The following is a 26,921-nucleotide window of genomic DNA, read 5'->3' as shown; positions in this document are numbered from 1 at the left end:
TAGGGAGCGCTCATGCGGTCGAGGAAGCCCACGTCCAGTGATGTGGCAGCGGCCGCTGGTGTCTCGCGTTCGGCGGTGTCGTTCGCGTTCAACAATCCGCAGCGGATCGCGGCGGCCACGCGGGAGCGGATCCTGAGCGTGGCCGAGGATCTCGGGTATCGGCCGAGCACGCTGGGGCGGATGCTGCAGGCCGGCACGACGAACTCGATCGGGGTGCTGTTTCCGCAGCGTCTTGCCCAGGTGATGGAGAACCCGTACTACTCCCGATTCCTGATGGGCGCCGGACAGGTCTGCGACCGCGAGGGGTACACGCTGCTGCTCACCCCGCCGCTGCAGGACTCGGTGCTCAAGGCCATCCCGTACGCCGCGGTGGACGGTTTCATCGTCTGCGGGCTGGAGGTCGACCGGGGTGAGGTGGCCGAATTGGATCGGCGCGGCATCCCGTTCGTGCTGATCGACAGCGACCGGCACGAGGGGGCGCCGAGCGTCGAGGTGGACGACCGGGGCGGCGCCGGTGAGGTGGCCCGGTACCTGCTGGAGCTCGGTCACCGGCGGCTCGCGGTGCTGAGCATCGATCCGGGGCCGCGGGTGTCCGAGCGCGGCTATCGAGGTCCGCTGGCCCGGCGGCTGGCGGGGATCAGCGACGCGCTGGCCGATTTCGGTCTGGACCTGAGCGATGTGCGCCTGGCCGAGGTCCCGGTGACCCGCACCGACGGCTACCGGGCGACGCAGGATCTGATGGCGCAGCCGGACCCGCCGACGGCCATCGTGGCGCTCTCCGACGTGCTCGCCTACGGTGCCGTGGATGCCTTGCAAGAACTTGCGGTCGACGTCCCCTCCGCGGTCTCCGTGACCGGATTCGACGACCTCGCCGAGTCGGCCTGGTTCCGGCCGCGGCTGACCACGGTGCGGCAGCCGATCGTGACCAAGGGACGGATCGCCGCAGACTTCCTGATCTCGGCAATTCGGGGTGAGGACCAGCATCCCCACCAGATGCTGGGCACCTCGTTGATCATCCGGGATTCCACCGCAAAACCGGCATAAGGCAGCCCTGCAAGAACTTGCTGAAAGAAAGCAGCCGTCCGGCTATGTAACACGTGTTAGTAACCTGCTAGCGTTCGTCGTCATGACAGATCAACTGATCGCACCGCCCGCCGTGGAGGCGCCGCCCGCATCCTGGTGGCGCAACGCGGTCATCTACCAGATCTACCCGCGCAGCTTCGCCGACTCCAACGGCGACGGCATCGGCGACCTGCCCGGCATCCTGAGCCGGTTGCCGTACCTGCGGGACCTGGGCGTCGACGCGGTCTGGCTCTCCCCCTTCTACTCGTCCCCGCAGGCCGACGCCGGTTACGACGTCTCCGACTACCGCACGGTCGACCCGATCTTCGGCACCGTCGCGGACGCCGAGAAGCTGATCGCCGGCGCGCACGAGCTCGACCTGCGCGTGATCGTCGACCTGGTGCCGAACCACTCCTCCGACCAGCACGAGTGGTTCAAGCGGGCGATCGCCGAGGGTCCCGGCTCGCCGTTCCGCGACCGCTACCACTTCCGCCCCGGCAAGGGTGAGAACGGCGAGCTGCCGCCGAACGACTGGCCGTCGATCTTCGGTGGCCCGGCGTGGACGCGCGTCGAGGACGGCGAGTGGTACCTGCACCTGTTCGCCCCCGAGCAGCCGGACTTCAACTGGGAGCACCCGGCGGTCCGCGACGAGTTCAAGACGATCCTGCGGTTCTGGCTGGACCTGGGCGTCGACGGCTTCCGGGTGGACGTGGCGCACGGCCTGGTCAAGGAGGACGGCCTGCCGGACGTCGGCCACGCGGCCGAGTGGCACCTGCTGGGCGTCGGCGAGAGCCCCTGCTTCGACCGGGACGGCGTGCACGAGATCTACCGCGAGTGGCGCAAGATCCTCGACGAGTACCCGGGCGAGCGGATCGCCGTGGCCGAGGCGTGGGCGCCGACCCTGGCCCGGGTCGCCGACTACGTCCGCGACGACGAGCTGCACCAGGCCTTCAACTTCAGCTATCTGGGTACGGCGTGGAACGTCCCCGCCCAGCAGCAGATGATCGACGACTCGCTGGCGGCGATGCGGGTCGTGGGCGCCCCCACCACGTGGACGCTCTCCAACCACGACGTCGTACGGCACAGCAACCGGCTGCTGCAGACCGGTGACGGTGAGGTGGCCGGTCGCCGCCCCACCGCCGTCGACCCGGTCGCCGGCCTGCGCCGGGCCCGCGCCGCGTCCGCGCTGATGCTGGCGCTGCCCGGCTCCGCCTACCTGTACCAGGGCGAGGAGCTCGGCCTGCCCGAGGTCGTGGACCTGCCGCCGGAGGTGCGCCAGGACCCGGCGTTCCACCGCGCCACCGGCCAGGACGGTTACCGCGACGGCTGCCGGGTGCCGATCCCGTGGAGCGGGACCGAGGCGCCGTACGGCTTCGGACCCGACGGCGGCGGCAGCTGGCTGCCGCAGCCGGACTCGTGGGCGCAGCTCAGCGTCGCCGCGCAGGAGGGCGTGCCCGGCTCGACGCTGGAGCTGTACCGGGCCGCGCTCGCGGTGCGCCGCGGCATGCCGGCGCTCGCCCCGACCGACAACCTGCGCTGGGTGCCGGCACCGGACGGGGTGCTCGCGTTCGAGCGGGCGGTCGAGGGCCGGCCGGTGTTCCGCTGCACGGTCAACATGAGCGGCCAGCCGGTCGCGGTCGGCCGTCCCGGCGAGCTGCTGCTGTCCAGCGGCGCCCTCGACGGGACCGCGGACAACGTGGTGCTGCCGCCGGACACCACCGTCTGGTGGTCCATCCAGGACTGAGGCTTCCGGCCACCCCAGGACGGTGGGGGTGGGCGGGAAGAACGCGGGCGTGACACGGACGGGGGACGTGTCACGCCCGCACTGTGTTTGGATGCGATCATGATGGTCTCCTCGTACTCGCTGACCCTGCCCACCGAGTCCGCCGCCCGCGCGGTGGCCGACCAGCTGGCGGACCGCGGGCACTGGCTGGTCGCGGTCCGCGCCGTCGGGCACTTCAGCACCGACACCCATCGGCCCGAGTTCGCCGGCTGGTGGGACGTCTACAGCGTGGTCACCACCGAGCCGGCCCCCGCCGGCGCCGAGACGGCCGCGGTCCGTCAGATCGCCCGCCACCACGGCGGCGTGACGGCCGGTCCGGGCGGCGGCAAGATCGAGGGTCTGTCCCGGTTCTTCAACCGCGAAGGACTGGTGCACGAGCTCAGCGCCGACGAGGCCGCCCGCCGGCGACCGGCCGTCGTCCCGCCGGGCCCCACCGTCGTACCGCCGGCGCCGCTCGCCTACCGGGAGACGCCGGACGAGGCGGCCGAGCTGGCAGCGATCATGGAGGCGCTGGCCGGTGACGACGAGCCGTGGGAGGAGGACGACGACGAGCCGGCCGACTCCGGCGACCTGCTCGGCGAGCTGTTCAACGCGGCCATGCATCAGGGCACGGTCTACGCCCACACCGCCGGGACGGTGCCGGACTTCGTCGCCCTGGCCCTCGACGAGCGTCTCGGCGACCAGGCCCGCGCCTGGGTCTATCTCGACCTTTTCATGATCTCCACGGTCGGGCGGCGGTACCTCTGCTCGACCGCCGACCGCGAGCACGCCTTCGGACGGCCGCTCGAGGAGTCCCCGGACGCGGTCGCGGCCCGGCAGGCCGTCATGGCGGGTCTCCCCCGGCTGCTACGCCGGTGGGACGCCGAGGTGGAGATCGGGCGGTTCTTCCTGGCCGCGCTGGTCGCCGCCGAACCGGAGGCCGGGGCCGGCTTGCGCCGGGCGATCGGCGAGCTGCGGCGGGGGTACGCGGGGACGGCGCGCGAACGGACCCTACTGCTCGTGGAGGCCCTCGCCGACCGGGACGAGCAGCGGATCGAGGAGGCGCTCGGTGATCTCGGGACGGGACTGAGCCCGTGGGCCACCGCGGAGCAGCGCGGTCTCTCCGTACTCGAAGATCTCCTCACCGCGGAGGTGTAGGGCCTAGGCGGTCGTTCTCCCCCGGTAGACCGACTGGCACCACTGTCCTTATCGGACCCGGCTATGCTCTGCGTCACCGACGTCCAGGGAGCCGGAGATGACCGACAACGACGCCAAGCTCGACACCTCAGTCCCGCACTCCGCACGGGTGTGGAACTACTGGCTGGGCGGCAAGGACAACTACCAGGTGGACCGGCAGGTCGGTGACGACTTCGCGAACCTGTACCCGGACATCGCGGTGGTGGCCCGGCAGTCCCGGGCGTTCCTGAAGCGGGCCGTCACCCACCTGGTCACCGACAAGGGCGTCAAGCAGTTCCTGGACATCGGCACCGGCATGCCGACCGCGGAGAACACCCACCAGGTGGCGCAGGCCGCCGCCGCCGACTGCAAGATCGTCTACGTGGACAACGACCCGCTGGTCCTCGTCCACGCGCGGGCCCTGCTGACCGGCACGGCCGAGGGCCGCACCGAGTACGTCGACGCCAGCCTCCACGACCCGCGCGCGATCCTCGAGGCGGCCCGCGGCACCCTCGACCTGGACCAGCCGGTCGGCCTGATCCTGATGAACATTCTCGGACACGTGCCCGACCTGGACCAGGCAGTCTCGATCGTCCGCGCGCTGCTCGACGGGCTCCCCTCCGGCAGCTACCTGGTCACCGCGGACGGCACCAACGTGATCGACGGGCCGGCGTTCGAGGAAGCCATCGGGGTGTGGAACGCGAACGCGCCGCTCAGCTACAACCTGCGCCACCCGGACCAGATCAGCCGCTTCCTGGAGGGCCTGGAGGTGCTCGAGCCGGGTCTGGTGCCGTGCGCCGAGTGGCGCCCGGACGCGGGCGCCACCGGCGACGAGGCACGCGCCGTCGACGAGTACGGCGCGGTCGGCCGCAAGCGGTGAACATCCGGGCGTAGCCACGGCGCGACGTCGACGGCCGGCACCGGCGGCCGTCGACCGGCCGGCGTGGCGCCCGGCCCGTCAGCGCGCAACAGGGCATCCGCCTGCCTGGCGTGTCACGGCCTCGATGTCACATCGCGACGGCGCCGGTGGAGAAGGACCGTGACGGCGGCGAGGACGAAGGCCAGCACGACGATCGCCCCTCGGACGAGGCTGCCGAAGAGACCGAACTCGACCCCGAGGTAGCCGACGACCTGCAACAGGCAGAACAGTCCGAAGCCGACCAGGTACCTGCCCCCGGCGACGGGGTCTCTGTACTGCTCCGACAGCCGTCGCGGCAGCTTGCCCGTGGCCAACGCCCGGATGCCGAGGCACAACGAGCACGCGCCGATCAGTGACATGACCAGATTGATCCACCCCATGAAGCCCATGAAGCCTGCCATACCCTCATCAACGGCAGCCGATTCGGGGATGATCGATCTTCTGGGGTGGCCGCCCGACACGAACGCAGGATCGGGCCCCGTGTCGAGAAGGAGGGCCGGGGCGAGGCGCGGTCCCGATGTCGTCCGCCCGCACGTCGCAGCCCGGCTCCCCTCCCGAGACGGTCCTACAGGTCGCGTTCGCCCGGGAAGTCCTCGGCGGTACGGGCGCCGGTGTCGTCGACCAGACCCGGCGCCATGCTGCCGCCGTGCGCCTCCTGCTCCGGCGGAGGGCTGAGTCGCTCCTCGTCGCTCTCCGGCGAACCCGGCCCGTCCTGCGTGGTGAACTCGGCAAAGTTGTCAGGGTTGAGATCGCTCATGATCAGCTGATTACCCGTGGCGGACGGTTTCTACCGTCGAGGGCGTGCAGTGGCTTCTCTGGGCCGCCCTGGCCGCGGCCATCGTGACGATTCTCGTGATCATCCTGCTGTTCGCCCGCGATCTGCGCCGCAGCCGCCGGGCACCGGGCACCCCGCCGCCGACCCGCGGCGGGAAACGCCCGGACGACACCTGGGCCCGGAACATCATGAACACCGACGACACCCGGGGCGGAGGTGACTCCGGCTTCACCGGCGGCGGCTTCTGACGAATCCCTCACCTCGCCCGCTCGGCAGCCGATCACTGCGGCGCCTGAACCCGTCGACGCCCGAGGTTGCCGCATGCCCGTTCTCACCCGGCCCGCCGTCCTGCTCGCCGCCGCCTCGGTCGCCGCCGGCCTGATCGTGGCCCCGAGCGCCGCGCACGCGTCTCCGCAGTCCCCGGTCGCCGCCACGGCTTCGGGCGCCGCCGACACGACCACGACGTTGAGCGCCGCCGAGATGGCCGCGGCCATGAAGCAGGTGGCTGCAGCCTCCACCACGGCCGGCGCGGGCGGATGGCGGGCCGACCAGAAGTACGCGGTCGACGCCCCGGGCACGATCGGCTCGTTCAGCGGCACGTCGACCACCGTGGTCGACCCGATCAAGGGCCTTTTCACCGACACGTTCACCACCGCCGGGTACGGGTCGGTGACCACGTTCGCCGCCGCCGGCCGGGGCGTCTACGAGTCGGTCGGCGACCCCGAGCAGGTGGCCGCGCTGAAGATGATGAAACGGACGGCGGTGAAGTACGCGTTCACCGCTGACCCGAAACTGACGCTGGCCGCGCACGTGGCGGAGAACGCGCAGAGCCCGCAGAGCGTGGCCGCCGAGTTCACCGACGCGGCCACCCGGGTCGCCCACGCCGACGGGACGGCCGACTACACGGCGGTCGACCAGGAGGGCGCGTTCGTCACGCTCAACGTCGACGCCACCGGGGCGCTGACCGGGGCGCACGCCGAGTTGGAGGGCGAGGACGGGGCGTCCGAGGTGACGCTCGCCTACGCGTACGGGCCGCAGGCGGTGACACTGCCGGCCGCGTCGGCGACGATCGGCTCGGCGGCGCTGGCGACGGGTGTGGCGTACCTGAGCATGGACGCCGTGGTGCGCACCGTGGCGAATTCCGGCGCGACCGCCGCCCGCAAGGCCGCCAAGGGCAAGAAGGTCAAGGTCACCGCCCTGCGTACGGTGATCCGCAAGAACGTCACCGCCCACAACCGGTCCGCCGCGGTGGCCGTCAAGGTCAGCAACGTCACCGGTGGCGTCAAGGTGCAGGCGACGAATCCGTGGACCCGGAAGACCACGGCGTACACGGTGAAGGCCTCCGGCACGAAGGTGGTCGTGAAGAAGGCGTGACCGTGTAACCACCTCTTTAAACATATACACCCGGTAGGACTTGTGGGTAATGCCCGGCGCTGCTTAGCGTTGCGGCACTGAACCACGGAGGTCCTCGTGAGTGTCCTGACTCCCATCCAGCCCAAGAACGCCGGCCCACCGGCCGACGACGACATCCTGACCGTGGTGCCGGCCCGCCACCGGTGGCGGTGGGCCGGCACCGCACTGGTTGTCGTGCTGCTCGCCCAGTTCGTGCACGGCCTGGCCACCAACCCCGGCTGGGACTGGAGCACCTTCGCCGGATACTTCCTGGAGAAGTCGGTGATGGAGGCGCTGCTGGTCACGCTGCAGCTGACCGTCGCCGGCGCGATCCTCGGTTTCCTCGGCGGCATTCCGCTCGCGGCGATGCGGCTGTCGAAGAATCCGGTGCTCTCCACGGTCAGCTGGGGTTACATCTGGGTGTTCCGCAGCGTGCCGCTGCTCGTGCAGCTGCTGTTCTGGGCGAACCTCGGGTACCTCTACGACCGGCTGCAGATCGGCATCCCGTTCGGGCCGGGCTGGTCGTTCGCCACGGCCGACCTGATCAGCCCGTTCGGCGCGGCGCTGCTGGGATTGGCCCTGCACGAGGCCGCCTTCGCCGGCGAGATCATCCGGGCCGGCCTGCTCTCGGTCGATCAGGGTCAGCACGAGGCCGCCGCCGCGCTGGGCATCCCGAAGCGCCGCCAGTTCTTCACGATCGTGGTCCCGCAGGCGATGCGCGCGATCCTCCCCAACGCCGCGAACCTCCTGGTCAACCTGTTGAAAAGCACGTCAATCGTGTACGTCCTGGCGATCGGCGAGCTGTTCTATCAAGTCCAGGTCATCTACGGACGCAGCGGCCGTGTCGTGCCGCTGCTCATGGTCGCCACGGTCTGGTACGTGATCCTCACGGCCGCCCTGTCGATCCTGCAGTACTACACCGAGCGCTACTTCGCCCGAGGCGCCGTGCGAACGCTCCCGCCCACCCCGTTCCAGCGGCTCAAGGCGGTGCTGTCCCGATGACCAACATCGACAAGCTGACCAGCCCCGACGCGCATGTTGACGGATTGAGTCGCGTTGACGTGTCGAGTCGCGTTGACGTGTCGAGTCGCGTTGACGTGTCGAGTCGCGTTGACGGGTTGAGTCGCGTTGACGGGTTGAGCAGACCCGTTGTTGAAGTGACCGGTGTTCACAAGTCGTTCGGCTCACTGCACGTGTTGCGTGGTGTTGACCTGACTGCACTTGCCGGGACCGTCACCGTCATCCTCGGGCCGTCCGGATCCGGCAAGTCAACGTTGCTGCGCTCGATCAATCATCTTGAGAAAGTCGATCGTGGACTCGTCCGGGTCGGCGGCGAGTTGATCGGGTATCGCCAGTCGGGCAGCAAGCTTCACGAACTGAGCGAACGCCAGATCCTCAAGCAGCGGGCCGGGATCGGCTTCGTCTTTCAGAACTTCAACCTCTTCCCGCATCTGACCGCGCTCGAGAACGTCGCCGAGGCGCCCGTCTCCGCACAGGGCAGACCCAAATCCCTGGTGTACGAGCGGAGCCGTGAGCTGCTCGATCGAGTGGGCCTGTCCGACAAGTCGGACGCATACCCTCGGCAGCTCTCCGGCGGTCAACAGCAGCGGGTGGCGATCGCGCGCGCCCTCGCCCTGGAACCCCAGCTGATCCTCTTCGACGAGCCGACGTCCGCGCTCGACCCGGAGCTCGTCGGCGAAGTCCTCGACGTGCTGCGCGACCTGGCCCGTGCCGGCACCACGATGATCGTGGTGACTCACGAGATCGGCTTCGCCCGGGAGGCGGCCGACAACGTGATCTTCATGGACGAGGGCCAGATCGTCGAGCAGGGACCACCCGCGCAGGTACTCGACAACCCACGGCACGACCGGACCCGGGCATTCCTGTCCAAGGTCCTTTCCTGAGAACGGAGCTCTTTCATGCGTACCAGATGGGTCTTGGCTCTTGCCGCTGTGACCTTGAGCCTTGCCGCCTGCGCCGCGCCCGAGGAGGAGCAGGCCGTGGTTCCCGCGGCCGGTGACGCCTCGGCCGCGACCACCGTCACGTTCAACGACAGCCCGGAGCAGAACCGGATCACGCCACCCAAGGACGACGCGGCCGCTGCGCTGCTGCCACCCGACGTCGCGAAGAGCGGCAAGCTGGTGATCGGCGTCGGCGCGGCCGGCTCCGGATTCCCGCCGCTCGCGTTCGCCGCCTCGGACAACAAGACGCTGATCGGCAACGAGCCGGACATCGCGGTCGCGATCGCCAGCACCCTCGGCCTGGAACCGGTCCTGGAGAACACCTCCTGGGAGAACCTGTTCATCGGCCTGGACTCGGGCAAGTACCAGCTCGGCGCCTCCAACATCACGGTCACCGAGGAGCGCAAACTCAAGTACGACTTCGTCAGCTACCGCAAGGACGACCTGGGCTGGCTCGCCAAGAAGGGCTCCGGGCTGACCGTCACGAAGCCCGCCGACATCGCCGGCAAGAAGGTCGCGGTCGGCTCCGGGACCAATCAGGAGAAGATCCTGGTCGAGTGGGCGGACGAGGTGAAGAAGGCGGGCCTCGCGCCGGTGGAGATCAAGTACTACCAGACCAACCAGGCGACCTATCTGGCGCTCGGCTCGGGGCAGATCGACCTCTACCTGGGCCCGAACCCGTCGGCTGCCTACCACGTCGCGACCACCGGGCAGACCGAGATCGTCGGCACCTACTCCGGCGCGGGCGCCGGCCTGCAAGGGCTCATCGCGTTGACCACCAAGAAGGACAACGGGCTGGTCAAGGCGTACGCGGCGGCGCTCGACAAGCTGATCGCGTCCGGGGACTACACGAAGATCCTTCAGCGGTGGAACCTCACGAACGAGGGTGTCACCGCCGCTGAGGTGAACCCACCCGGCCTGCCGATCGAGGGCAAGTGACGGGCGCGGTCGTCGCGTCCGTCCTGGACAACCCGGCGTGGTCGTCGCTTGCCGGAGCGCACGCACGGTTCGCGGTGCTCCACGGGCAGGCGGCGCGCTACCAGTCCGACGTCGCGCCCTTCCACGCGCTCGCCGATCCGGCGGATCCGCAGGCGTGGGACGACCTGACCGCGCTGGTCGAGCCGGGTGCGGCGGTGACGATCGCCGGGGCGGGCGGGGTCGCGTACCGGGGCTGGGAGGTCGCCGGGAGCATTCCCGGTGTCCAGCTGGTCGACGTGGCGCTGCGGGCGTCGCCGTCGCCGGACGCGTACCGGCTCGGCGCCGGGGACGTGCCGGAGATCCTCGATCTGATCGAGCGGACCCGGCCCGGGCCCTATCTGCGGCGGACCGTGGAGCTGGGCGCCTATCTGGGGCTGCGTTCCCCCGCGGGCGCGTTGATCGCGATGGCCGGGGAGCGCCTGCACCCGGCCGGATGGACGGAGATCAGCGCGGTCTGCACGGATCCGGCTCATCGGGGCCGGGGGCTGGCGACGCGGCTGGTCCGGGCGGTGGCGGCCGGGATCCGGGAGCGCGGGGAGACGCCGTTCCTGCACACGTCGGCGGCCAACGTCACGGCGATCCGGCTGTATGAGTCGATCGGATTCGAGCTGCGGAAGCAGACGGATTTCACGGCGTACCGCCGGCTGAGCTGAGAAGGCCCGGGACGGACCGGGTCACAGAGGCTCTTCGGTGGGGTCGGGGCGGTGCGACGGGTCGGGCTGGAGGCCCGCCACCTCGACGAGATGGTGCCGGCAGGACTGGGCGGCCGGGCTCAGCGGCCGGTCCCGGGAGTGCATCACGCCGATCGGCGGATGAACGGGCGCCGGGTGCAGGCTGCGGATCGTGATGGCCGGCCCCGGCGCCTCGGCGACCGATTTCGACAACAATCCCACGCCGAGTCCGGCCGCCACGAGATCGCGGATGCCGGCCGGGCTCGCGGTCTCGAACTCGACCCGGGGCGTGAAACCCGCCGAGCGGGCCGCGTCCTCCAGGATCCAGCGCAGCCCGCTGCCCGGCGGCAGGCTGACGAACGGCTCGTCGCGCGCCTCGCCCAGCGTCAGCCGGCCGGCGCGGGACAGCGCGTGGCCGATCGGGAGGGCGAGCAGCAGGTGTTCGTCGGCGAGCGGCAGCGCGTCGAACCGCGGCGGGAGATCGGCGTGCACCGGGCCGACCACCAGGTCCAGCTCACCCTCGTCGAGCGCGCCGAGCAGGCCGGTCACCAGGCCGCTGCGCAGGCGCACCGCGATCCCGGGGAAGCGGTCACGGAAGCGGGTCAGGGCCTGCGGCAGATCGTACGGTCCGAGCGCCGCCGTCGCCCCGATGCTGACCCGGCCGTGCACCACCGACGTGATCTCGTGGATCTCGGTCCGCGCGCCGTCGAGTTCGGCGAGGACGCGCCGCGCCCGCGCCACGAACAGCTCCCCCGCCGGGGTCAGCGCCACCCGCCGGGTGGTACGGGCGAACAGCGCCAGCCCGAGCTCCGCCTCCAGGGCCTTGATCTGGGCGGACACCGCGGACTGGGCGACGTGCAGTCGTTCGGCCGCCCGGGTGAACCCGCCGTAACGGGCCACCGCCTCCACGTAGCTCAGCTGCCGTAACTCCACACGCTGATGGTGGCGTGGTCCGGCCCGGCAGCCGGGCAGGATCCGGATCCGTCAATCATCCGGGGGAAACGACCCGGGTCTCGTCGAGATGGTTCTCGGCCCAGTGGCGCAAGGCTCGCAACGGCACGTTGAGGCTGTGACCGACCTCGGTCAGCTCGTACTCCACGTGCAGCGGCACCGCCGGGTAGACCGTCCTGGTGACCAGGCCGGCCTCCTCCATGCGGCGCAGCGTCTGGGTGAGCACTTTCGGGCTGACGCCCTCGAGCGTGCGCTGCAGGACGCCGAAGCGCTGCGGCCCGTCCTCCAGGGCGCCGACCGCGAGGGTGGTCCACTTGTTGGCGATCAGGTCGAGCAGGTGCCGGCAGGGGCACAGCTGGGCGTAGACGTCATGGTGGTCGTGATGACCGGTGGCACAGGCGGTCGGCATGGTCGTGAGCTCCTTACTTCCCTTCGGATAGTAGTAGCTCTTGCGGGTAACTACCACCTCGGGGATAGCTTCAGCGCGTTGTCACGAGAGAGAGGTTCACTGTCATGCGAGCGATCACCCAGCAGCGGTTCGGCGGCGCCGAGGTTCTCCAGGTGGCCGAGGTGCCACGGCCGGAGCCACTGCCCACCGAGGTCCTCGTCCGCGTCGTCGCGGCGGGCCTCAACCCGGTCGACGTGAAGACGCGCGAGGGCGGTGGAATGGCGGGCGTGCTCGGGGAGCCGCCGTTCATCCTGGGCTGGGACGTGTCGGGCGTCGTCGAGGCTGTCGGATTCGGCGTGCACACGCTGAAGCCGGGCGACGAGGTCTACGGGATGCCGTGGTTCCCGCGGCAAGCCGGCGGCTACGCCGAATACGTGACGGCGCCGTCACGTCACTTCGCTCGGCGACCGCTGTCGATCAGTCATGAGGCGTCCGCGGCGGTGCCGCTCGCGGCGCTGACGGCGTGGCAGGCGCTGACCGCCGCCACCACGGTCAAGCCCGGTCAGCGCGTGCTCATCCACGCCGCGGCCGGCGGGGTGGGGCACTTCGCGGTGCAGTTCGCCAAGCACCTCGGCGCCCACGTGATCGGGACCGCCCGGTCCGGGAAGCACGCGTGGCTGCGGTCGATCGGCGCCGACGAGGTGGTGGACTACACCGCCGTGCGGTTCGAGGACGCCGTCCGCGACGTGGATCTCGTGATCGACCTGGTCGGCGACGAGGAGACCGGGCTGCGGTCGCTGGAGACCCTGACGCCCGGCGGTCTGCTGATCGCGGTGCCGTCCGGGGTGGCGGGCAGCATCGTCGAGGCGGCGGGACGGTCCGGGAAGTCGGCGATCCCGTTCCTGGTGGAGTCGGACGGCCCGGCTCTCGCCGAGATCGGCCGGCTGATCGACGCCGGTGTGGTGCGGGTCGAGGTGGCCGAGGTCTTTCCGCTGGACCGGGCCGGTGAGGCGCACCGGGCGCTGGAGACCGGCCGGACCCGCGGGAAGATCGTGCTGACCGTCTAAGCCTTCCTGGAAACAGAGTCTAGCCGTGCCACTCCTTGGCCAGCAGCTCGTAGGAGCGGACCCGATCGGCGTGCCGGTGGGCGATCGTCGTGATCAGCAGTTCGTCGGCGCCGGTCACCCGCTGCAGGGTGCGCAGCCGTTCGGCTACCGTCTGCGGCGAGCCGACGAACTGCGTGTCGACCCGGTCGGCCACCAGCGCACGGGCTTCGGCCGTCCAGGCGTACCCGTCGGCCTCCTCGATGCTGGGGAACGGCACCGCGCCGAACCCGGTCCGGATGCTGTGCACCCACCTGGCGAACGGCGCCGCCAGGCGCCGCGCCGTCTCGTCGTCCTCCGCGACCAGGACGTCGGCCGAGACCATCAGGCGCGGCGCGCTCAGCGTCGCCGAGGGCACAAAGCTCTCCCGGTACGCGTCAGCGGCCTCGAGGACCTTGGCCGGTGCGACGTGATAGTTCGCGGCGAACGGCAGTCCCCGGGCGCCGGCCGTCCGGGCGCTCTCGCCGCCGCTGGAGCCGAGCAGCCACACCTCGAGGTCGGCGCCGGCGCCGGGCACCGCGGTCACCTCGTTGCCCTCGCCGTCGCCGACCGGTCCGGCGAGCAGCGCGACGATCTGGTCGAGGACCTCGTTCAGCGGCAGTGACGACGCTCCGGGCAGGGTGAGCAGGCTCGATGCGAGGGCGGTCCGCTGGGAGGCGAAGATCGGGGCCCAGGAGAACGGCTTCGGGATGAGCAGGCCGTCGACGATCCGTTCCTCCTGCGGCTCGGCGTGCTTCGCCTCCTCCCGCAGCACCTCGTTCTTGGCCTGGCCGGAGCGGCCGATGCCGAGGTCGAAGCGGCCCGGGTAGAGGGCGTCGAGCAGACCGAACTGCTCCACGATGGTCAGTGCGGTCTGGTGGCCGGTCTGCACCGCGCCGGAGCCGAGGCGGATGTTGTCGGTGACGGCCGCGATCTGGCCGAGCAACAGCGCCGGCTGGGAGCTGGCGACGCCGGGGGTGAAGTGGTGCTCGGCGACCCAGTACCGGTGGTAGCCGAACTGTTCGGCGTTGCGGGCCAGGTCGAGGGTCCGGCGCAGGGCGTCGGCGGGGCCGTCGTCCCCGGAGACGAGCGGCGACAGGTCGAGGACGGAGAGGGGAACGGACATGGTGGCTTACCGTCCTTTCGCAAGGCCGAGGTTGTCGCGCAGGGTGCCGCCGGAATACTCGGTCCGGACGACCCCGCGCTCCTGCAGCAGCGGGACCACCTGGTCCACGAAGTCGTCCAGGCCGGCCGGGGTCAGATGCGGAACCAGGATGAAGCCGTCGCAGGCGCCGGTCTGGACGTACTCGTCGAGCTGCTCGGCGACCCGCGCGGGCGTGCCGATGAAGTTCTGCCGCCCGGTCACCTCGATGATCAGGTCGCGGATCGACAGCTTCTTGGCCTCGGCGAGCGCCCGCCACTCGGCGGCGGTCGCCAGCCGGTCCGGGTACATGCCGGCCCGGCCCTTGATGATCGTGTCGTCCTCGTCCAGCCGCGGGTCGATCTCGGGCAGCGGCCCGTCCGCGTCGTAGCCGGAGAGGTCCCGGTTCCAGAGCTGCTCCAGCAGCAGGATGGCCGTCTGCGGGCTGACCTGCTGACGGCGGATGTGGTGCGCCTTCTCCTGGGCGTCGGCGTCGCTGTCCCCGAGCACGTACGAGACGCCCGGAATGATCTTCAGGCTGTCGGGGTCGCGACCGTGTCTGATCACCCGCTGCTTGACGTCGCGGTAGAAGACCCGCGCGTCCTCCAGCTGATGGTGCCGGGAGAAGATCGCGTCGGCGTGCCGGGCGGCCAGCTCGCGGCCGCCCTCGGAGTCGCCGGCCTGGAGCACGACCGGGTGCCCCTGCGGGCTGCGCGGGACCCCGAAGCGGCCGGCGATGCCGAACTGCGACGACGTGATCGAGAAATCCCCGCCGTCGCTGTCCCACAGCGTCCGCGCGGCCTCGATGAACTCGGCGGCCCGGACGTACCGGTCCGCATGGTCGAGGAACCCGCCGCGCCGGAAGTTCTCCCCGAAGAACGCCCCCGGCGAGGTGACCACGTTCCACGCGGCTCGCCCGCCGGACAGGTGGTCCAGGGTGGCGAGCTGCCGGGCCAGCTCGTAGGGCTCGTGATAGGTGGCGTTCAGCGTCCCGGCCAGGCCCAGGTGGGTGGTGACCGCGGCGAGGGCGGCCAGGACCGTCAGCGTGTCCGGCCGGCCGACCACGTCCAGGTCGTGGATGAGCCCCCGTTGCTCGCGCAGGCGGAGGCCCTCGGCGAGGAAGAAGAAGTCGAACCTGCCGCGCTCGGCGGTCCGGGCCAGGTGTTCGAAGGAGTCGAACTCGATCTGGCTGCCGGAGCGGCTGTCACTCCAGACCGTCGTGTTGTTCACGCCCGGGAAGTGCGCGGCGAGGATGATCTGCTTAGGCAACGGGGACTCCCTCCGGGCGCGGGGCGCCCTCGGCGCCGCCGGAGGCAGCGGGCCGCTCGTAACGGTTGATCGCGACCGGCAGGCCCAGACGCTCGCGCAGGGTAACGGCGGCCGACGGCGCGAACAGGCTGCGGCGGCGCAACTCCGGCACCAGCTCCCGGGTGATCTCGCCGAGGTCACGGCCGAGCAGGCCGGGCCGCAGACGGATGCCGTCGATGCCGGACCCGGCCCAGGCGCCGATCAGGTCAGCGAGCTGCGGCACCGTACCGGTGAAGACGGCCGCGTCGGACGGCGCCGCGCCCGGTCCGAAGAACACCGCGATGTCCGCGAACACCTTCAGTTCCGGGTCCAGCCTGGACTTGATCTTCGCGGCGTCGCCGGCGTCGGCCGGCGTGATGAACACCAGATCGGCCGCCGTGCCCGCGAACTGCCAGGCCGCCGGGCCGTGCGCGAGGGCGGCCACCACCGGCTGGCCCTGCGGCGGCCGCGGCACGATCGACGGGCCCTTCACCGAGAAGTACCTGCCGTCGAACGCGATGTAGTGCAGCCGGTCCCGGTCGATGAACCGCCCGGTTGCGACGTCCTTGATGATCGCGTCGTCCTGCCAGCTGTCCCAGAGCCGGCGCACCACCTCGACCACGTCCACGGCCTCCTCGAACAGCTCGTCGGCGCCGAGCGGCGGCCGCCGGCCGAGCAGCGCCGCCTCGGCCGGATCGCCGGAGATCCGCACCTGCCAGCCGGCCCGGCCCCGGCTCGCGTAGTCGAGGGTGGCCAGGGCCGTGGACAGGTGAAACGGCTCGGTGTGCGTGGTGGTGGCGACCGGGACCAGCCCGACGTGGCGGGTCAGCGGGGCGACCCGGGCCGCGGTCAGCACGGCGTCCGGCCCGCGTCGCCCGAACCGGTCGTCGAAGGTCACGAAGTCGAGCAGTGCCTCGTCAGCCTGCCGCGCCCAGCCGACCCAGTCGGCGGCGGCGAACGAGTCCCCGTCCAAGGCGACAGCCAATTGCAGTGTCATGCGGGAACCTCCAGTTACGCCGTAGGCCATTATTCCTATAGCTAAACTAGGAGATACGCAAGGGGTGAGACCGGTTTTGAACCATCGCGGCGGGCTGTCCGTTCCCCATGACGTGCAGCCGACAGACCTCGCCGATCCGCCCGCTTCCGACTCCGAGATCCCCTCGGAGACCGCGCCCGCCTCGGATCTTTCAGCGCCTGCCTCGGATCTTTCAGCTGAGGCCTCGGATCTTTCAGCTGCGGCCTCGCCGCCGAAAGAGCCCCATCGGGTACGTCGGCTGCTCGGCCACCCGCGTTTCCAGCTGGCCCTGACCGTCCTGGCCTGCGTCATCGTCTTCGCCGCACTCGTCTATCCGAACGTGCTCAAACGGCTCACCGTCGGCGGCTTCGCCCGCATCCCGATCGAGGCCGCCCTCGGCATCGCGCTGCTGATCGCGGTGCCACGCCGCCCCCGCCGCATCCTCGCCACCGTCGCCGGCCTCGCCCTCGGCTGGCTGATCGTCGAGAAATCCCTGGACATGGGCTGGTTCGAGATCCTCAACCGCCCGTTCGACCCGGTCCTCGACTGGATCCTCTTCGACGACACGTACGGCTTCATCCGCGACTCCTACGGCCAAGCCTCCGCGTACGGGGCGATCGCCGCCGTCGTGCTGCTGCCGATCGCCGTGCTCAGCCTCACCACCTGGGCGGTCCTGCGGGTGACGTCGCTGATCGGGCGGCATCGGCGGATCTCCGCGTACACCGCGAGCGGTATCGCCGCCGCCTGGATCGCCGCCTTCCTGGTGGGGGTGCAGGTCGTCCCGAAGGTGCCGATCGCGGCCCGCAGCAGCGTGACGTACGCCTACGACCGGGCCCGGCAGGCCAAGGCCGGCATCGCCAACAGCGCCGCCTTCGCCAAAGAGATCAAGAACGACCCGTTCAAGAACACCCCCGCCGACCGGATGCTCACCGGCCTGGCCGGCAAGGACGTCATCTTCACCTTCGTGGAGAGCTACGGACGCAACGCTGTCGAATCCCCCGAGCTGGCCCCCGGCGTCGACGCCGTCCTGGACAGCGGCACCGCACAGCTCACCGCGGCCGGCTTCGCGGCGCGCAGCGGCTGGCTCACGTCACCGACCTTCGGCGGCGGCAGCTGGCTCGCCCACTCGACGCTGCTCTCCGGCCTGTGGATCAACAACCAGAGCCGGTACCGGAACCTGACCGCGAGTGACCGGCTCACGCTGACCAGCGCGTTCCGGGGTGCCCAATGGGACACCGTGAGCGTGATGCCTGGTGCGACCCGGGCCTGGCCGGAGGGGAAGTTCTACGGCTACAACCGGGTCTGGGACAGCCGGAACCTCGGATACCAGGGGCCGAAGTTCAGCTGGGCGCCGATGCCCGATCAGTACACGTTGAAGAAGTTCACCGAACTGGAGTACGCGAAGCCCGGCCGGCAGCCGCTCATGGTGGAGATGCCGCTGGTGTCCAGTCATACGCCGTGGGCGCCGATCCCGTCGTTCATGGACTGGGAGAAGGTGGGCGACGGGTCGGTCTATGACGGGATCGTCGCGAACGGCACGAAGAAGGCTGACATCTGGGGCAGCACGTCGAAGGTCCGCGCCGAGTACGGCAAGTCAATTCAATACACGCTGACGACACTTGTTGACTGGGTCAAGACGTACGGCGATGACAACCTCGTGCTGGTGTTCCTCGGTGATCATCAGCCGTCCAAGGTGATCTCCGGTGAGAACGCCAGCCATGACGTGCCGATCACGGTGGTCGCCAAGGATCCGGCGGTGCTCAAGCGGATCGACAGCTGGGGCTGGACCGACGGGCTCAAGCCGGCGACGGACGCGCCGGTGTGGCCGATGAACGCTTTCCGGGACAAGTTCTTCACCGCGTACGGGCCGAACGGTTCCACCCATTGACCCGGTGTGCGGCGCCGGCTCCCCGGTCACCGTCGGCGCCGCACACCGCCCCTTCAACGTTGACGCCCCGTCAAGGTTGATGAGCCGTCAAGGTTGATGAGCCGGCAAGGTTGATGAGCCGGCAAGGTTGATGAGCCGGCAAGGTTGATGCCCAGGCAATATTGATTGGCCCGTCAATGTTGACGGCGCAGGACCGGGCGCAAGGCGTCCAGCACGTCCGGGTTCTCGATCGTGGAGGGGACCGCCTCGTCGCGCCCGTCCGCGATCCCCCGCATCGTGCCGCGCAGGATCTTGCCGGAGCGGGTCTTCGGCAGCGCCGTCACGACGTCCACCCGGCGCAACGCGGCCACCGCGCCGATCCGCTCCCGGACGAACGCGACCAGCTCCGCCGGATCCACTGTCACGCCGGCTTTCGCCACGACCAGGCCGCGGGGCACCTGACCCTTCAACGGGTCACTGACGCCGATCACGGCACACTCCGCGACCGCCGGATGCGCGGACAGCACCTCCTCCATCGAGCCCGTCGACAGCCGGTGACCCGCCACGTTGATCACGTCGTCGGTGCGGCCCAGCACGTACAGATATCCGTCGTCGTCAAAGCGGCCGCCGTCGCCGGTCAGATAGTTGCCCTGGAACGTCGACAGGTAGGAACGCACGAACCGCTCGTCGTCACCCCAGAGCGTCGGCAGGCAGCCGGGCGGCAGCGGCAACCCGATCACGATCGAGCCCTCCTGCCCGGCCGGCACGTCCGCGCCGGTGGAGTCAACGACCCGTACCCGATATCCGGGCATCGGCACCGACGGCGAGCCCGGCCGCGTCGGCAGCTCCTCGATGCCGCGCGGGCTGGCCGCGATCGGCCAGCCGGTCTCGGTCTGCCACCAGTTGTCGATCACCGGGATGCCGAGAAGATCACCCGCCCAGGTGTACGTCGGCGGGTCCAGCCGCTCCCCCGCGAGGAACAGCAGCCGCAGGTCGCTCAGGTCGCGCCCCGCCGTCAGCCTGCCGTCCGGGTCCTCGCGGCGGATCGCCCGGATCGCGGTCGGCGCGGTGAACAGCACGGACACCCGGTGCTGTTCGGCGACCCGCCAGAACGCGCCGGCGTCCGGGGTGGCGACGGGTTTGCCCTCGTACAGGATCGTGGTGGCTCCGGTGAGCAGCGGCGCATAGACGATGTAGGAGTGCCCGACCACCCAGCCGACGTCCGAGGCGGCCCAGAAGACGTCGCCGGGGCGGACGCCGAAGATGTTCTCCATCGACCAGCGCAGGGCCACCGCGTGGCCGCCGTTGTCGCGGACCACGCCCTTGGGGCGCCCGGTGGTGCCGGAGGTGTAGAGGATGTAGAGCGGATCGGTGGCGCGCACCGGCACGCAGCCGGCCGGTTCCGCGCCGTCGAGGGCGTCCTCCCAGGTGAGGTCGCCGTCCCTGAGGTCGAACGGCGCCTGCGGGCGCTGCAGGATGATCCGCCGCTCGGCGACATGGGTCGCCTCATCACACGCCGCATCCAGCATGGACTGGTAGGCGACGATTCTTCCCGCTTCGATCCCGCCCGACGATGCGACGATCACTTTCGGACGCGCGTCGTCGATGCGGGCTGCCAGTTCCCGGGCGCCGAAACCACCGAACACGACAGAGTGGACCGCGCCGATCCGGGCACAGGCCAGCATGGCGACGACCGCTTCCGGCACCATCGCCATGTAGATGACGACCCGATCGCCCGCCTCGACCCCGATGCGGCGCAAGGCGCCGGCGAAGAGCGCCACCTGGTCGCGCATTTCCCGGTACGTGTACGAGCGCACCACTGTCGTGACCGGACTGTCGTAGATGAGGGCAGGCTGGTCCCCGCGCGTCTCGACATGCCGGTCCAGAGCGTTCCAGCAGGTGTTGAGCGTCCCGTCGGAGAACCACCGGAAGATCGGCGCCTCAGTGTCGTCAAGGATCTTGTCGGGTGATCGTTCCCAGTCAATGGCGCTTGCCGCGTCGCGCCAGAAACCGTCCGGATCGGTGATGCTGCGGGTGTATGCCTCCCGATAGTTCGCCATGCACCGACATTCCGCCGGTCCACCCGCGATGTCCAGTCCGCACGCGGGAACGGATGGTCCGGACTGCACGGTCCGTCAGCGCGCTTGCGGGAACACCTGTTCCACCAAGGTCAGCAGGGTGGTCGCCAGCAACGCGTGGACCTGTTCGCGGCTCAACACACCGCGCTGCAGCCACTCGCGTCCCGTGAACACCGCCAGCCCCACGTATGACCGCGCCATGCCCCGTAAGGCTTCACTGGCCCCATCGCCCAGTCCGACCGCATCGAGCACATCGTCCGCAGCGACATCGATGGCCTCAGCGATCACTGCGTCAACTTGAGCATCACCGGCCATGCCGCCGGCGTTGACAGCCGCAAGCCATGACGTGCTGTGCCGGGAGACGACGTCGAGGAACCAGTTGACGATCGCGTCAACACGTTGTTCAAGCGGTTCGTCCCGCGGAATCTGCTCCAGTGCCACGGCGGGCACCGTCAACATGATGCGGACGACTTCGAGGTACAGGTCCTTTTTCGTCCCGAAATAGTGGTTGACGAGACCACGGGCCACTCCGGCCGCACGAGCCACATCTGTTGTCGAAACGTCCGAATAGGGACGCCGCCCGAACAACCGGACAGCGACCGTCAAAATCTCACCTCGACGGGTGTCCGGTTCCATCCGCCGGCGGCGGCTCGCCTCGACATGCACCTCGTGACACTACGTCACCTCTGGTCACATCACCTGGCACCGTCACCGCGTCACGTCGATTCATCGCGGCCTGCGATGTTGGCTGCATCGATGGGTTGATCAGTCAACACGATCGCGTCGAGGTGATTAATCAACGGTTGATCGGGTGTGCAGATGAATCTGAACAATTCATACGTCGCTTGTTGACACATCGCCAATAGCGATCGAGAGTGTATCGATGTCGACGCCTGGACTGGACGGCTACACCGAGCCGTGGCGCAAGCCGGAACACGATGACCTTGCCGAGCTGGCCCGCACCTTCTTCACCAAGGAGGTGGTCCCGCATGCCGGCCGCCTCGAGAAGCAGGGCCACCCGGACCGCGAGCACTACCTGCGCGCCGGCGAGCTCGGCCTGCTCGGCCTCTCGGTGCCGGAACAGTACGGCGGCGGAGGCGGCGACTTCACCCACGAAGCCGTGCTGTTGCACGAACAGACTCTGGCCGGCGAGGGTAGCCTCGGGATCGCCGTGCACAGCGGCATCGTCACGGGATACATCAGGCATTACGGGACGGACGAGCAGAAACAGCAGTGGCTGCCCGGTCTGGTCAGCGGCGAGCTGATCGGCGCCATCGGGATGACCGAGCCGGACGGCGGTTCGGACGTGCAGGCGATACGGACCCGTGCGGTCCGTAATGGCGACGACTACCTGGTCACCGGCTCCAAAACCTTCATCACCAATGGGTATCTGGCGGACTTATTGGTCCTGGCGGTGAAGACCGATCAGTCCGCTAAAGCCCATGGCATCTCGCTGCTGATCTGCGACCTGCGGAACGAGCCGGAGGGCTTCCGCCGGGGCCGCACGATCGAGAAGATCGGCCTGCACTCCAACGACACGGCAGAGCTGTTCTTCGATGAGATGCGGGTGCCGGCCGCCAACCTGCTGGGCGGCGCGGAAAACCTCGGCTTCATCCAGATGATGCAGCAGCTCCCCCAGGAGCGCCTGGTCATCGCCGTGGGCGCGGTCGCCGCGATGCAGCGTGCGGTGGAGCTGGCGACCGCGTACGCCAAGGAGCGTCACGCGTTCGGCAAGCCGCTGCTGGGTCACCAGAACACCCGGATGGTGCTGGCCGACTGCGCCACCCGTACCCGGGCATCTCGGATCTTTCTGGATGACTGCATCCAGCGCCACGGGCGTGGTGAGCTGGACGTGGCGACCGCCGCCATGGCGAAGCTCTATCTCACCGAGGGCCAGTGCGAGGTCGTCGACCGCTGCCTGCAGATTTTCGGCGGCTACGGGTACACCACCGAGTACCCGATCGCCAAGATGTATGCGGACGCTCGGGTCCAGAAGATCTACGGCGGCACGAACGAGATCATGAGGGAGCTGATCGCGCGTGTCCTCTGACCGTGAAGGGCCATTGCACGGAATCAAGGTCGTCGAACTCGCCGGCCTCGCCCCCGGCCCGTTCGGCTGCATGATCCTCGCCGACCTCGGCGCCGACGTCGTCCTGGTCGACCGCCCGGGCGGAACCGGACTGCCCGGTCCGCTGCAGCGCAGCCGCCGCGTCGTCACGCTCGACCTCAAGAGCGACGAGGGACGCGAAGCGCTGCTCAGCCTCATCGCACAGGCAGATGTCCTGGTCGAGGGCTACCGGCCGGGGGTCGCCGAGCGTCTCGGCTTCGGCCCCGACGCCTGCCTCGAGCTCAACCCCCGACTGGTGTACGGGCGGATGACCGGCTGGGGCCAGACCGGTCCGCTGGCCGCTGCCGCGGGACACGACATCGACTACCTGGCCATCGCCGGCGCCCTCGAACCGTTGGGCAGGCCCGGGCAGCCCCCGCACGCGCCGATCAACCTGCTGGCCGATTTTGCCGGTGGCGGCATGCTGCTGGCCGTCGGCATCCTGGCCGCCCTGCACGAACGGGAGCGCTCTCAGCGGGGTCAGGTCGTGGACGCCGCGATGGTGGACGGGTCGGCGCTGCTCATGACGTTCCTGCACGGCATGATCGCGGGCGGCATGTGGCGGGGCGGGCGCGGGGAGAACCTGCTCGACGGCGGGGCGCCGTTCTACGACACGTATCGGGCGTCGGACGGCGGCTATCTCGCGGTCGGCGCGCTGGAACCGCAGTTCTACGCGGCTCTGCTGCAAGGGCTGGGACTCGCCGAGGCGAATCTGCCGGCCCAGATGAACCGGTCCGAGTGGCCGGAGCTGCGGCGGATCTTCACCGAGCGGTTCGCGACGCGGACCCGGGACGAGTGGGCAGCGGTCTTCGCTGAGCTGGACGCCTGCGTGAGCCCGGTGCTCACCCCGGCCGAAGCGGCGGAGCACCCGCACAACGCGATCCGCGGAACGTTCGTGGAGGTGAACGGGGTACGCCAGCCCGCGCCGGCGCCGCGTTTCGCCCGCACGCCGGCGGCGGTTCCGAGCGCGCCGCAGGAGACCACCGTGTCCGAGGTGCTGACCAGCTGGAAGTAGCCGCCCGACAGCCCACCGATAGCCGCACCTGGCCCAAGCCGAGATCAACTCAAGCCAGGTGTACGGGAAACCTGCGCCGGCTACGGGTCGAGTGGCGCACCCGGGAGCGGTCAGGCGGCCAGGTTGCGGGCGCGTTTCTCCTGGTACATCTCGCCGTCTGCCTCTGCGGTCAGCGTGTCGAGAGTCGTGTCGGCACCGGCCGGGCGCAGGGCCACGCCGATGCTCACCCCCACGGTCACCTCGCGGTCCCCGGCGATGCGGATCGGGCGGCGGATCGCCTCGCGGATGCGGCCGGCCACCTGCGCGGCCCGGTCCGCGTCCGCGTCCGGGAGCAGCACCAGGAACTCGTCGCCCCCGAGACGCCCGGCGAGATCGCCGCGGCCGTCGTCGGAGAGATCATCCGCCAGGCCCCCGGCGCCCAGCGCCCCACGCAGCCGCACACCGACCTCGTGCAGCAGCTGATCCCCCGCCGCGTGCCCATGATGATCGTTCACCTGCTTGAACCCGTTCAGGTCGAGCAGCAGCACGGCCATCGGCTGCCCGGAGCGCGACGCCGCGTACTCGGCGAGCTGGCTGCGGTTGGGCAGACCCGTCAGCGCGTCGTGGTGGGCCTGGTGGTGCAGCGCCTGCCGGGTCTCCTGCAACGTGAGGAGCTGCCGGGAGAAGGCGGTCGACTGGGTTCCGGTGATCACGGCGAGCATCAGGTCGATGCCGGCGACGAAGGCGATGTCGTGCCGAGCCGATTCCGGCGCCATCACGGCGAACGCCACGGTCGTCACCAGGTAGACCAGCACGGCACCGAGCAGGCGGTGCCGGATCGCGGCGATCGTGATGGTGAGGCCGAGCAACGGCCAGGTGGCCTGCGAGGTCTCGCGCGTGGAGACGACCACGAACGCCACGATGGTGAGCGTGTCGAGGGCGATCTGCACGGCGCTGAACGGGGAGTACCAGCGGGACTGCGGCCGGCGGCGCCCGAACCAGGCGAGCACGTTCGCCGTGGACATCGCGGCGATGCCGAGCCAGCAGACGACCTGCATCCCCGAGCTGATGTGCGGGGGTGCCCAGCTGCCGACCCCGGCCACGTAGACGATCGTGTAGATCAGTCCGATGCTGCGGGACACCAGGGCGGCGGTCTCGATGGTGCGGCGACGGGACCGGAGTGAGTCGTCGATCGCGGTCCGCATACGCCCCTCATCGGCAGAGCGGACGACGGTATGAGAAAAGAGCCGGCCGCCCTGACGGGCGACCGGCTCTTACTCCGTACCGGAAGAATTAGAACTTGAACGCGCCGACCAGGCCGCGCAGTTCCTCAGCGGTGCGCGAGACCTCCTCGCTGGCCTCGCGGGTCTGCGCGACGCCACCGACGGTGGCCGCGCTCGCCGACGAGACGTCGCTGATGTTGGCAGCGATCCGGCTGGAGCCGGCGGCCACCTCGGCGATGCTGCGGGCCATCTCGCCGGTGGTGGCGGTCTGCTCCTCGACCGCCGAGGCGATCGTGGTCTGGAAGTCGTTGATCTGGGCGATGACCTCGGAGATGCGGTTGATGACCTCGACCGCGCCACCGGTGTCCTGCTGGATGGCGTTCACCCGGGAGCCGATGTCCTCGGTGGCGCGGGCGGTCTCCTGGGCCAGGTCCTTGACCTCGGAGGCGACGACCGCGAAGCCCTTGCCGGCGTCGCCGGCCCGCGCGGCCTCGATGGTGGCGTTGAGGGCGAGCAGGTTGGTCTGCTCGGCGATGCTGGTGATGAGCTTGATGACGTTGCCGATCTCGGCGGACGACTCGCCGAGCTTGCGGATGGCCTCGGAGGCGGAAGCGGCCTCGGAGACCGCGATGGAGGCGACCTGGGCGGCGTCGGCCGCGTTGCGGGAGATCTCGCGGATCGACAGGCCCATCTCCTCGGAGCCGGCGGCGACGGTCTGCACGTTGCGGGAGATCTCGTCGGCCTCGACGGTGGCCGAGCTGCTCTGCCGGTCGGTGTTGTCGACGGCGTCGGCGATCTGGCCGGACACGGCGGCGAGCTGGGTCGACGCGGTCGCCAGCTTGTCGGCGTCCTTGGCGATGGTCTGCATCGAGGTCTGCACCTTGTCGAGCGATCGGTCCAGGCCGGCGGCCATCGTGCCGAGCTCGTCGCGGCTGGTGATGCCGCTGCGCACGGTGAGGTCACCCCGGTCCAGGGCGTCGATCACGACGCCGAGCTTGCGGATCGGGTTCAGGATCGAGCGGACCATCGGGACCGCCATGCCGATCAGCAGGGCCAGCGCGAGGAGCGCCACGATGATCGCGGTGTTCCGGACCGACGACTTGGTGCTGGCCATCTCGGCCTTCTGCGCCTCGACCTGGGTCTCCACCGTCTCGGTCAGCTTGTCCAGCTCGCCGTCGGTCGTGTCGTTGCGCTCGGCGATCTCGTCGGTGCGGTTCACCACCGAGGACGGGTCGGCCACACCGGCCGTCACGAACTCGCTGATGAACGTGTTGAAGTCGTCGAAGTCGCCTCGGTAGCCATTGAACTCGGTCACGATGGACGACGGCAGACCGGACGTGACCACCGCGTCGGCGGCCTCGACGGCCGACTGCACGTCGTCCTTCACGTCACCGCTGACGTCGTGCCCGAGGGCGGACCGGTACGCGTCGACCTTGAGCTCGCTCTGCCTGTTGTTCAGGTGGTTGAGCGCGGCGAGGCCGGCTTCCAGGCTGCGGATCTCCTCGGCTTGGTCGGCCAGCCTGTCCTGGCCGGTCAACGTGATCGTTGCCATCGCCCCGAGGGCGATGGCGCCCGTGGCGACGATGGCACCAAGCCTCTTGGCTGTGCCGATGTTCTGTAAGCCGCGCATCTGCCCTCCATCCATGGTCCGACGCACGTTCCATCGGCCACGCACGGATGCATCTGAGGGCTGAAGTTTCGGAGAACAGGAAGTTCGAAAGCAGACGATCTGATCCTACGTCACCGATGGATCTTGCTGCGCCAATCCGCCGGAACCGCCTCGGCCGGTCCGGGGACCGTCTGCGACTCGGGCCGGCTGGTCGGCGGGGCGAGCTCGGGACCGCTGCCGGCCTCCTCGGTCGCGTAGTCCCAGAACCAGTCCTCTCCCGGCTCGAAGGACTGGATGATCGGGTGCCCGGTGCTCCGGTAGTGGGCCGTGGCGTGCTGGGACGGCGAGGTGTCGCAGCAGCCGATGTGGCCGCACTCGGCGCATCGGCGCAGATGGAACCACCATCCGCCGGTCTCGAGACACTCGGCGCAGCCGGTGCCGGAGGGCGGGACGTCGGTCTGAATAGAAGTGCTCACGACCGAA

The 26,921-nt window shown here is 69.9% G+C and carries 26 protein-coding genes; 14 read left to right on the top strand and 12 right to left on the bottom strand.

The genetic code is table 11. From position 1 onward, the window contains the following. Positions 1–12: 12 nt before the first annotated feature. The 4 genes from AMIS_RS18810 (at position 13) to AMIS_RS18795 (ending at position 4,880) form a co-directional block, all read left to right on the top strand. A complete protein-coding gene (locus AMIS_RS18810) occupies positions 13–1,044 on the top strand; it encodes a LacI family DNA-binding transcriptional regulator (protein ID WP_014443934.1) in 1,032 nt (343 codons plus the stop codon). Positions 1,045–1,126: 82 nt separating this feature from the next. After that, entirely contained in the window at positions 1,127–2,806 is a 1,680-nt protein-coding gene (locus AMIS_RS18805; protein ID WP_014443933.1) for a glycoside hydrolase family 13 protein, read from the top strand. A gap of 99 nt (positions 2,807–2,905) precedes the next feature. After that, entirely contained in the window at positions 2,906–3,982 is a 1,077-nt protein-coding gene (locus AMIS_RS18800; protein ID WP_014443932.1) for a hypothetical protein, read from the top strand. Positions 3,983–4,079: 97 nt separating this feature from the next. Then, positions 4,080–4,880, top strand: coding sequence for an SAM-dependent methyltransferase (locus AMIS_RS18795; protein WP_014443931.1), 801 nt, complete (start codon positions 4,080–4,082; stop codon positions 4,878–4,880). A gap of 113 nt (positions 4,881–4,993) precedes the next feature. Here AMIS_RS18795 and AMIS_RS18790 read toward each other — a convergent pair whose 3' ends face one another. Then, a complete protein-coding gene (locus AMIS_RS18790) occupies positions 4,994–5,380 on the bottom strand; it encodes a hypothetical protein (protein ID WP_157434927.1) in 387 nt (128 codons plus the stop codon). 104 nt (positions 5,381–5,484) lie between these two features. Beyond that, the gene (locus AMIS_RS18785; protein ID WP_014443929.1) at positions 5,485–5,676 is read right to left on the bottom strand and encodes a hypothetical protein; all 192 of its coding nucleotides are present in this window, start codon (positions 5,674–5,676) and stop codon (positions 5,485–5,487) included. A gap of 44 nt (positions 5,677–5,720) precedes the next feature. On the opposite strand from AMIS_RS18785, the gene AMIS_RS18780 reads away from it, so the two are divergent. The 6 genes from AMIS_RS18780 (at position 5,721) to AMIS_RS18755 (ending at position 10,678) form a co-directional block, all read left to right on the top strand. Further along, a complete protein-coding gene (locus AMIS_RS18780) occupies positions 5,721–5,942 on the top strand; it encodes a hypothetical protein (protein WP_014443928.1) in 222 nt (73 codons plus the stop codon). 73 nt (positions 5,943–6,015) lie between these two features. Further along, entirely contained in the window at positions 6,016–7,068 is a 1,053-nt protein-coding gene (locus AMIS_RS18775) for a hypothetical protein (protein ID WP_014443927.1), read from the top strand. A 96-nt stretch (positions 7,069–7,164) separates the two neighbouring features. Next, entirely contained in the window at positions 7,165–8,088 is a 924-nt protein-coding gene (locus AMIS_RS18770) for an amino acid ABC transporter permease (RefSeq protein ID WP_014443926.1), read from the top strand. A gap of 134 nt (positions 8,089–8,222) precedes the next feature. Then, a complete protein-coding gene (locus AMIS_RS18765) occupies positions 8,223–8,990 on the top strand; it encodes an amino acid ABC transporter ATP-binding protein (RefSeq protein ID WP_041829892.1) in 768 nt (255 codons plus the stop codon). Positions 8,991–9,005: 15 nt separating this feature from the next. Further along, positions 9,006–9,986 carry an ABC transporter substrate-binding protein gene (locus AMIS_RS18760; RefSeq protein WP_014443924.1) on the top strand — a complete coding sequence of 327 codons (981 nt, stop codon included), beginning with the start codon at positions 9,006–9,008 and terminating at the stop codon, positions 9,984–9,986. Beyond that, entirely contained in the window at positions 9,983–10,678 is a 696-nt protein-coding gene (locus AMIS_RS18755; RefSeq protein ID WP_014443923.1) for a GNAT family N-acetyltransferase, read from the top strand. The genes AMIS_RS18760 and AMIS_RS18755 overlap by 4 nt, the downstream gene beginning before the upstream one ends. Before the next feature lie 21 nt (positions 10,679–10,699). Here the strand turns inward: AMIS_RS18755 and AMIS_RS18750 are convergent, their stop codons facing one another. After that, positions 10,700–11,629: a LysR family transcriptional regulator gene (locus AMIS_RS18750; RefSeq protein WP_014443922.1), complete on the bottom strand. Its 930-nt coding sequence runs from the start codon at positions 11,627–11,629 to the stop codon at positions 10,700–10,702. Positions 11,630–11,684: 55 nt separating this feature from the next. Next, complete coding sequence (locus AMIS_RS18745; protein ID WP_014443921.1) at positions 11,685–12,056, bottom strand: winged helix-turn-helix transcriptional regulator; 372 nt, start codon at positions 12,054–12,056, stop codon at positions 11,685–11,687. A gap of 104 nt (positions 12,057–12,160) precedes the next feature. Here AMIS_RS18745 and AMIS_RS18740 point away from each other — a divergent pair, with 104 nt between their 5' ends. Then, the gene (locus tag AMIS_RS18740) at positions 12,161–13,102 is read left to right on the top strand and encodes an NADP-dependent oxidoreductase (RefSeq protein ID WP_014443920.1); all 942 of its coding nucleotides are present in this window, start codon (positions 12,161–12,163) and stop codon (positions 13,100–13,102) included. A gap of 19 nt (positions 13,103–13,121) precedes the next feature. On the opposite strand, the gene AMIS_RS18735 is transcribed toward AMIS_RS18740, so the two are convergent. Genes AMIS_RS18735 through AMIS_RS18725 form a run of 3 tightly spaced genes read right to left on the bottom strand, consistent with a single transcriptional unit; the run spans position 13,122 to position 16,542 of the window. Further along, complete coding sequence (locus AMIS_RS18735) at positions 13,122–14,243, bottom strand: LLM class flavin-dependent oxidoreductase (protein ID WP_014443919.1); 1,122 nt, start codon at positions 14,241–14,243, stop codon at positions 13,122–13,124. A gap of 6 nt (positions 14,244–14,249) precedes the next feature. Next, the gene (locus AMIS_RS18730) at positions 14,250–15,527 is read right to left on the bottom strand and encodes an LLM class flavin-dependent oxidoreductase (protein ID WP_014443918.1); all 1,278 of its coding nucleotides are present in this window, start codon (positions 15,525–15,527) and stop codon (positions 14,250–14,252) included. Next, positions 15,520–16,542: an LLM class flavin-dependent oxidoreductase gene (locus tag AMIS_RS18725; RefSeq protein ID WP_014443917.1), complete on the bottom strand. Its 1,023-nt coding sequence runs from the start codon at positions 16,540–16,542 to the stop codon at positions 15,520–15,522. Before AMIS_RS18725 ends, AMIS_RS18730 begins: the two co-directional genes overlap by 8 nt. A 64-nt stretch (positions 16,543–16,606) precedes the next feature. Here AMIS_RS18725 and AMIS_RS18720 point away from each other — a divergent pair, with 64 nt between their 5' ends. Next, positions 16,607–18,448 carry an alkaline phosphatase family protein gene (locus tag AMIS_RS18720; protein ID WP_231859341.1) on the top strand — a complete coding sequence of 614 codons (1,842 nt, stop codon included), beginning with the start codon at positions 16,607–16,609 and terminating at the stop codon, positions 18,446–18,448. Positions 18,449–18,621: 173 nt separating this feature from the next. Here the strand turns inward: AMIS_RS18720 and AMIS_RS18715 are convergent, their stop codons facing one another. Then, positions 18,622–20,487 (bottom strand): AMP-binding protein, encoded by a 1,866-nt coding sequence (locus AMIS_RS18715; RefSeq protein ID WP_014443915.1) that lies wholly within the window; start codon positions 20,485–20,487, stop codon positions 18,622–18,624. A 75-nt stretch (positions 20,488–20,562) separates the two neighbouring features. Continuing rightward, complete coding sequence (locus AMIS_RS18710; RefSeq protein WP_014443914.1) at positions 20,563–21,171, bottom strand: TetR/AcrR family transcriptional regulator; 609 nt, start codon at positions 21,169–21,171, stop codon at positions 20,563–20,565. 217 nt (positions 21,172–21,388) lie between these two features. On the opposite strand from AMIS_RS18710, the gene AMIS_RS18705 reads away from it, so the two are divergent. Beyond that, a complete protein-coding gene (locus AMIS_RS18705; protein WP_014443913.1) occupies positions 21,389–22,555 on the top strand; it encodes an acyl-CoA dehydrogenase family protein in 1,167 nt (388 codons plus the stop codon). Beyond that, on the top strand, positions 22,545–23,627 hold the full coding sequence (locus tag AMIS_RS18700; protein ID WP_014443912.1) for a CaiB/BaiF CoA transferase family protein: 1,083 nt from the start codon (positions 22,545–22,547) through the stop codon (positions 23,625–23,627). The genes AMIS_RS18705 and AMIS_RS18700 overlap by 11 nt, the downstream gene beginning before the upstream one ends. A gap of 110 nt (positions 23,628–23,737) precedes the next feature. Here the strand turns inward: AMIS_RS18700 and AMIS_RS40655 are convergent, their stop codons facing one another. From AMIS_RS40655 to AMIS_RS18685, 3 genes are all read right to left on the bottom strand, one after another. Continuing rightward, on the bottom strand, positions 23,738–24,811 hold the full coding sequence (locus AMIS_RS40655; RefSeq protein ID WP_014443911.1) for a GGDEF domain-containing protein: 1,074 nt from the start codon (positions 24,809–24,811) through the stop codon (positions 23,738–23,740). An 88-nt stretch (positions 24,812–24,899) separates the two neighbouring features. Continuing rightward, entirely contained in the window at positions 24,900–26,459 is a 1,560-nt protein-coding gene (locus tag AMIS_RS18690; protein WP_041829891.1) for a methyl-accepting chemotaxis protein, read from the bottom strand. 110 nt (positions 26,460–26,569) lie between these two features. Continuing rightward, on the bottom strand, positions 26,570–26,914 hold the full coding sequence (locus AMIS_RS18685; protein ID WP_014443909.1) for a UBP-type zinc finger domain-containing protein: 345 nt from the start codon (positions 26,912–26,914) through the stop codon (positions 26,570–26,572). Between the last annotated feature and the right edge of the window lie 7 nt (positions 26,915–26,921).

Source organism: Actinoplanes missouriensis 431 (assembly GCF_000284295.1).
Taxonomy (GTDB): Bacteria; Actinomycetota; Actinomycetes; order Mycobacteriales; family Micromonosporaceae; genus Actinoplanes; species Actinoplanes missouriensis.
This window is presented reverse-complemented; position numbering and strand designations above follow the sequence as displayed.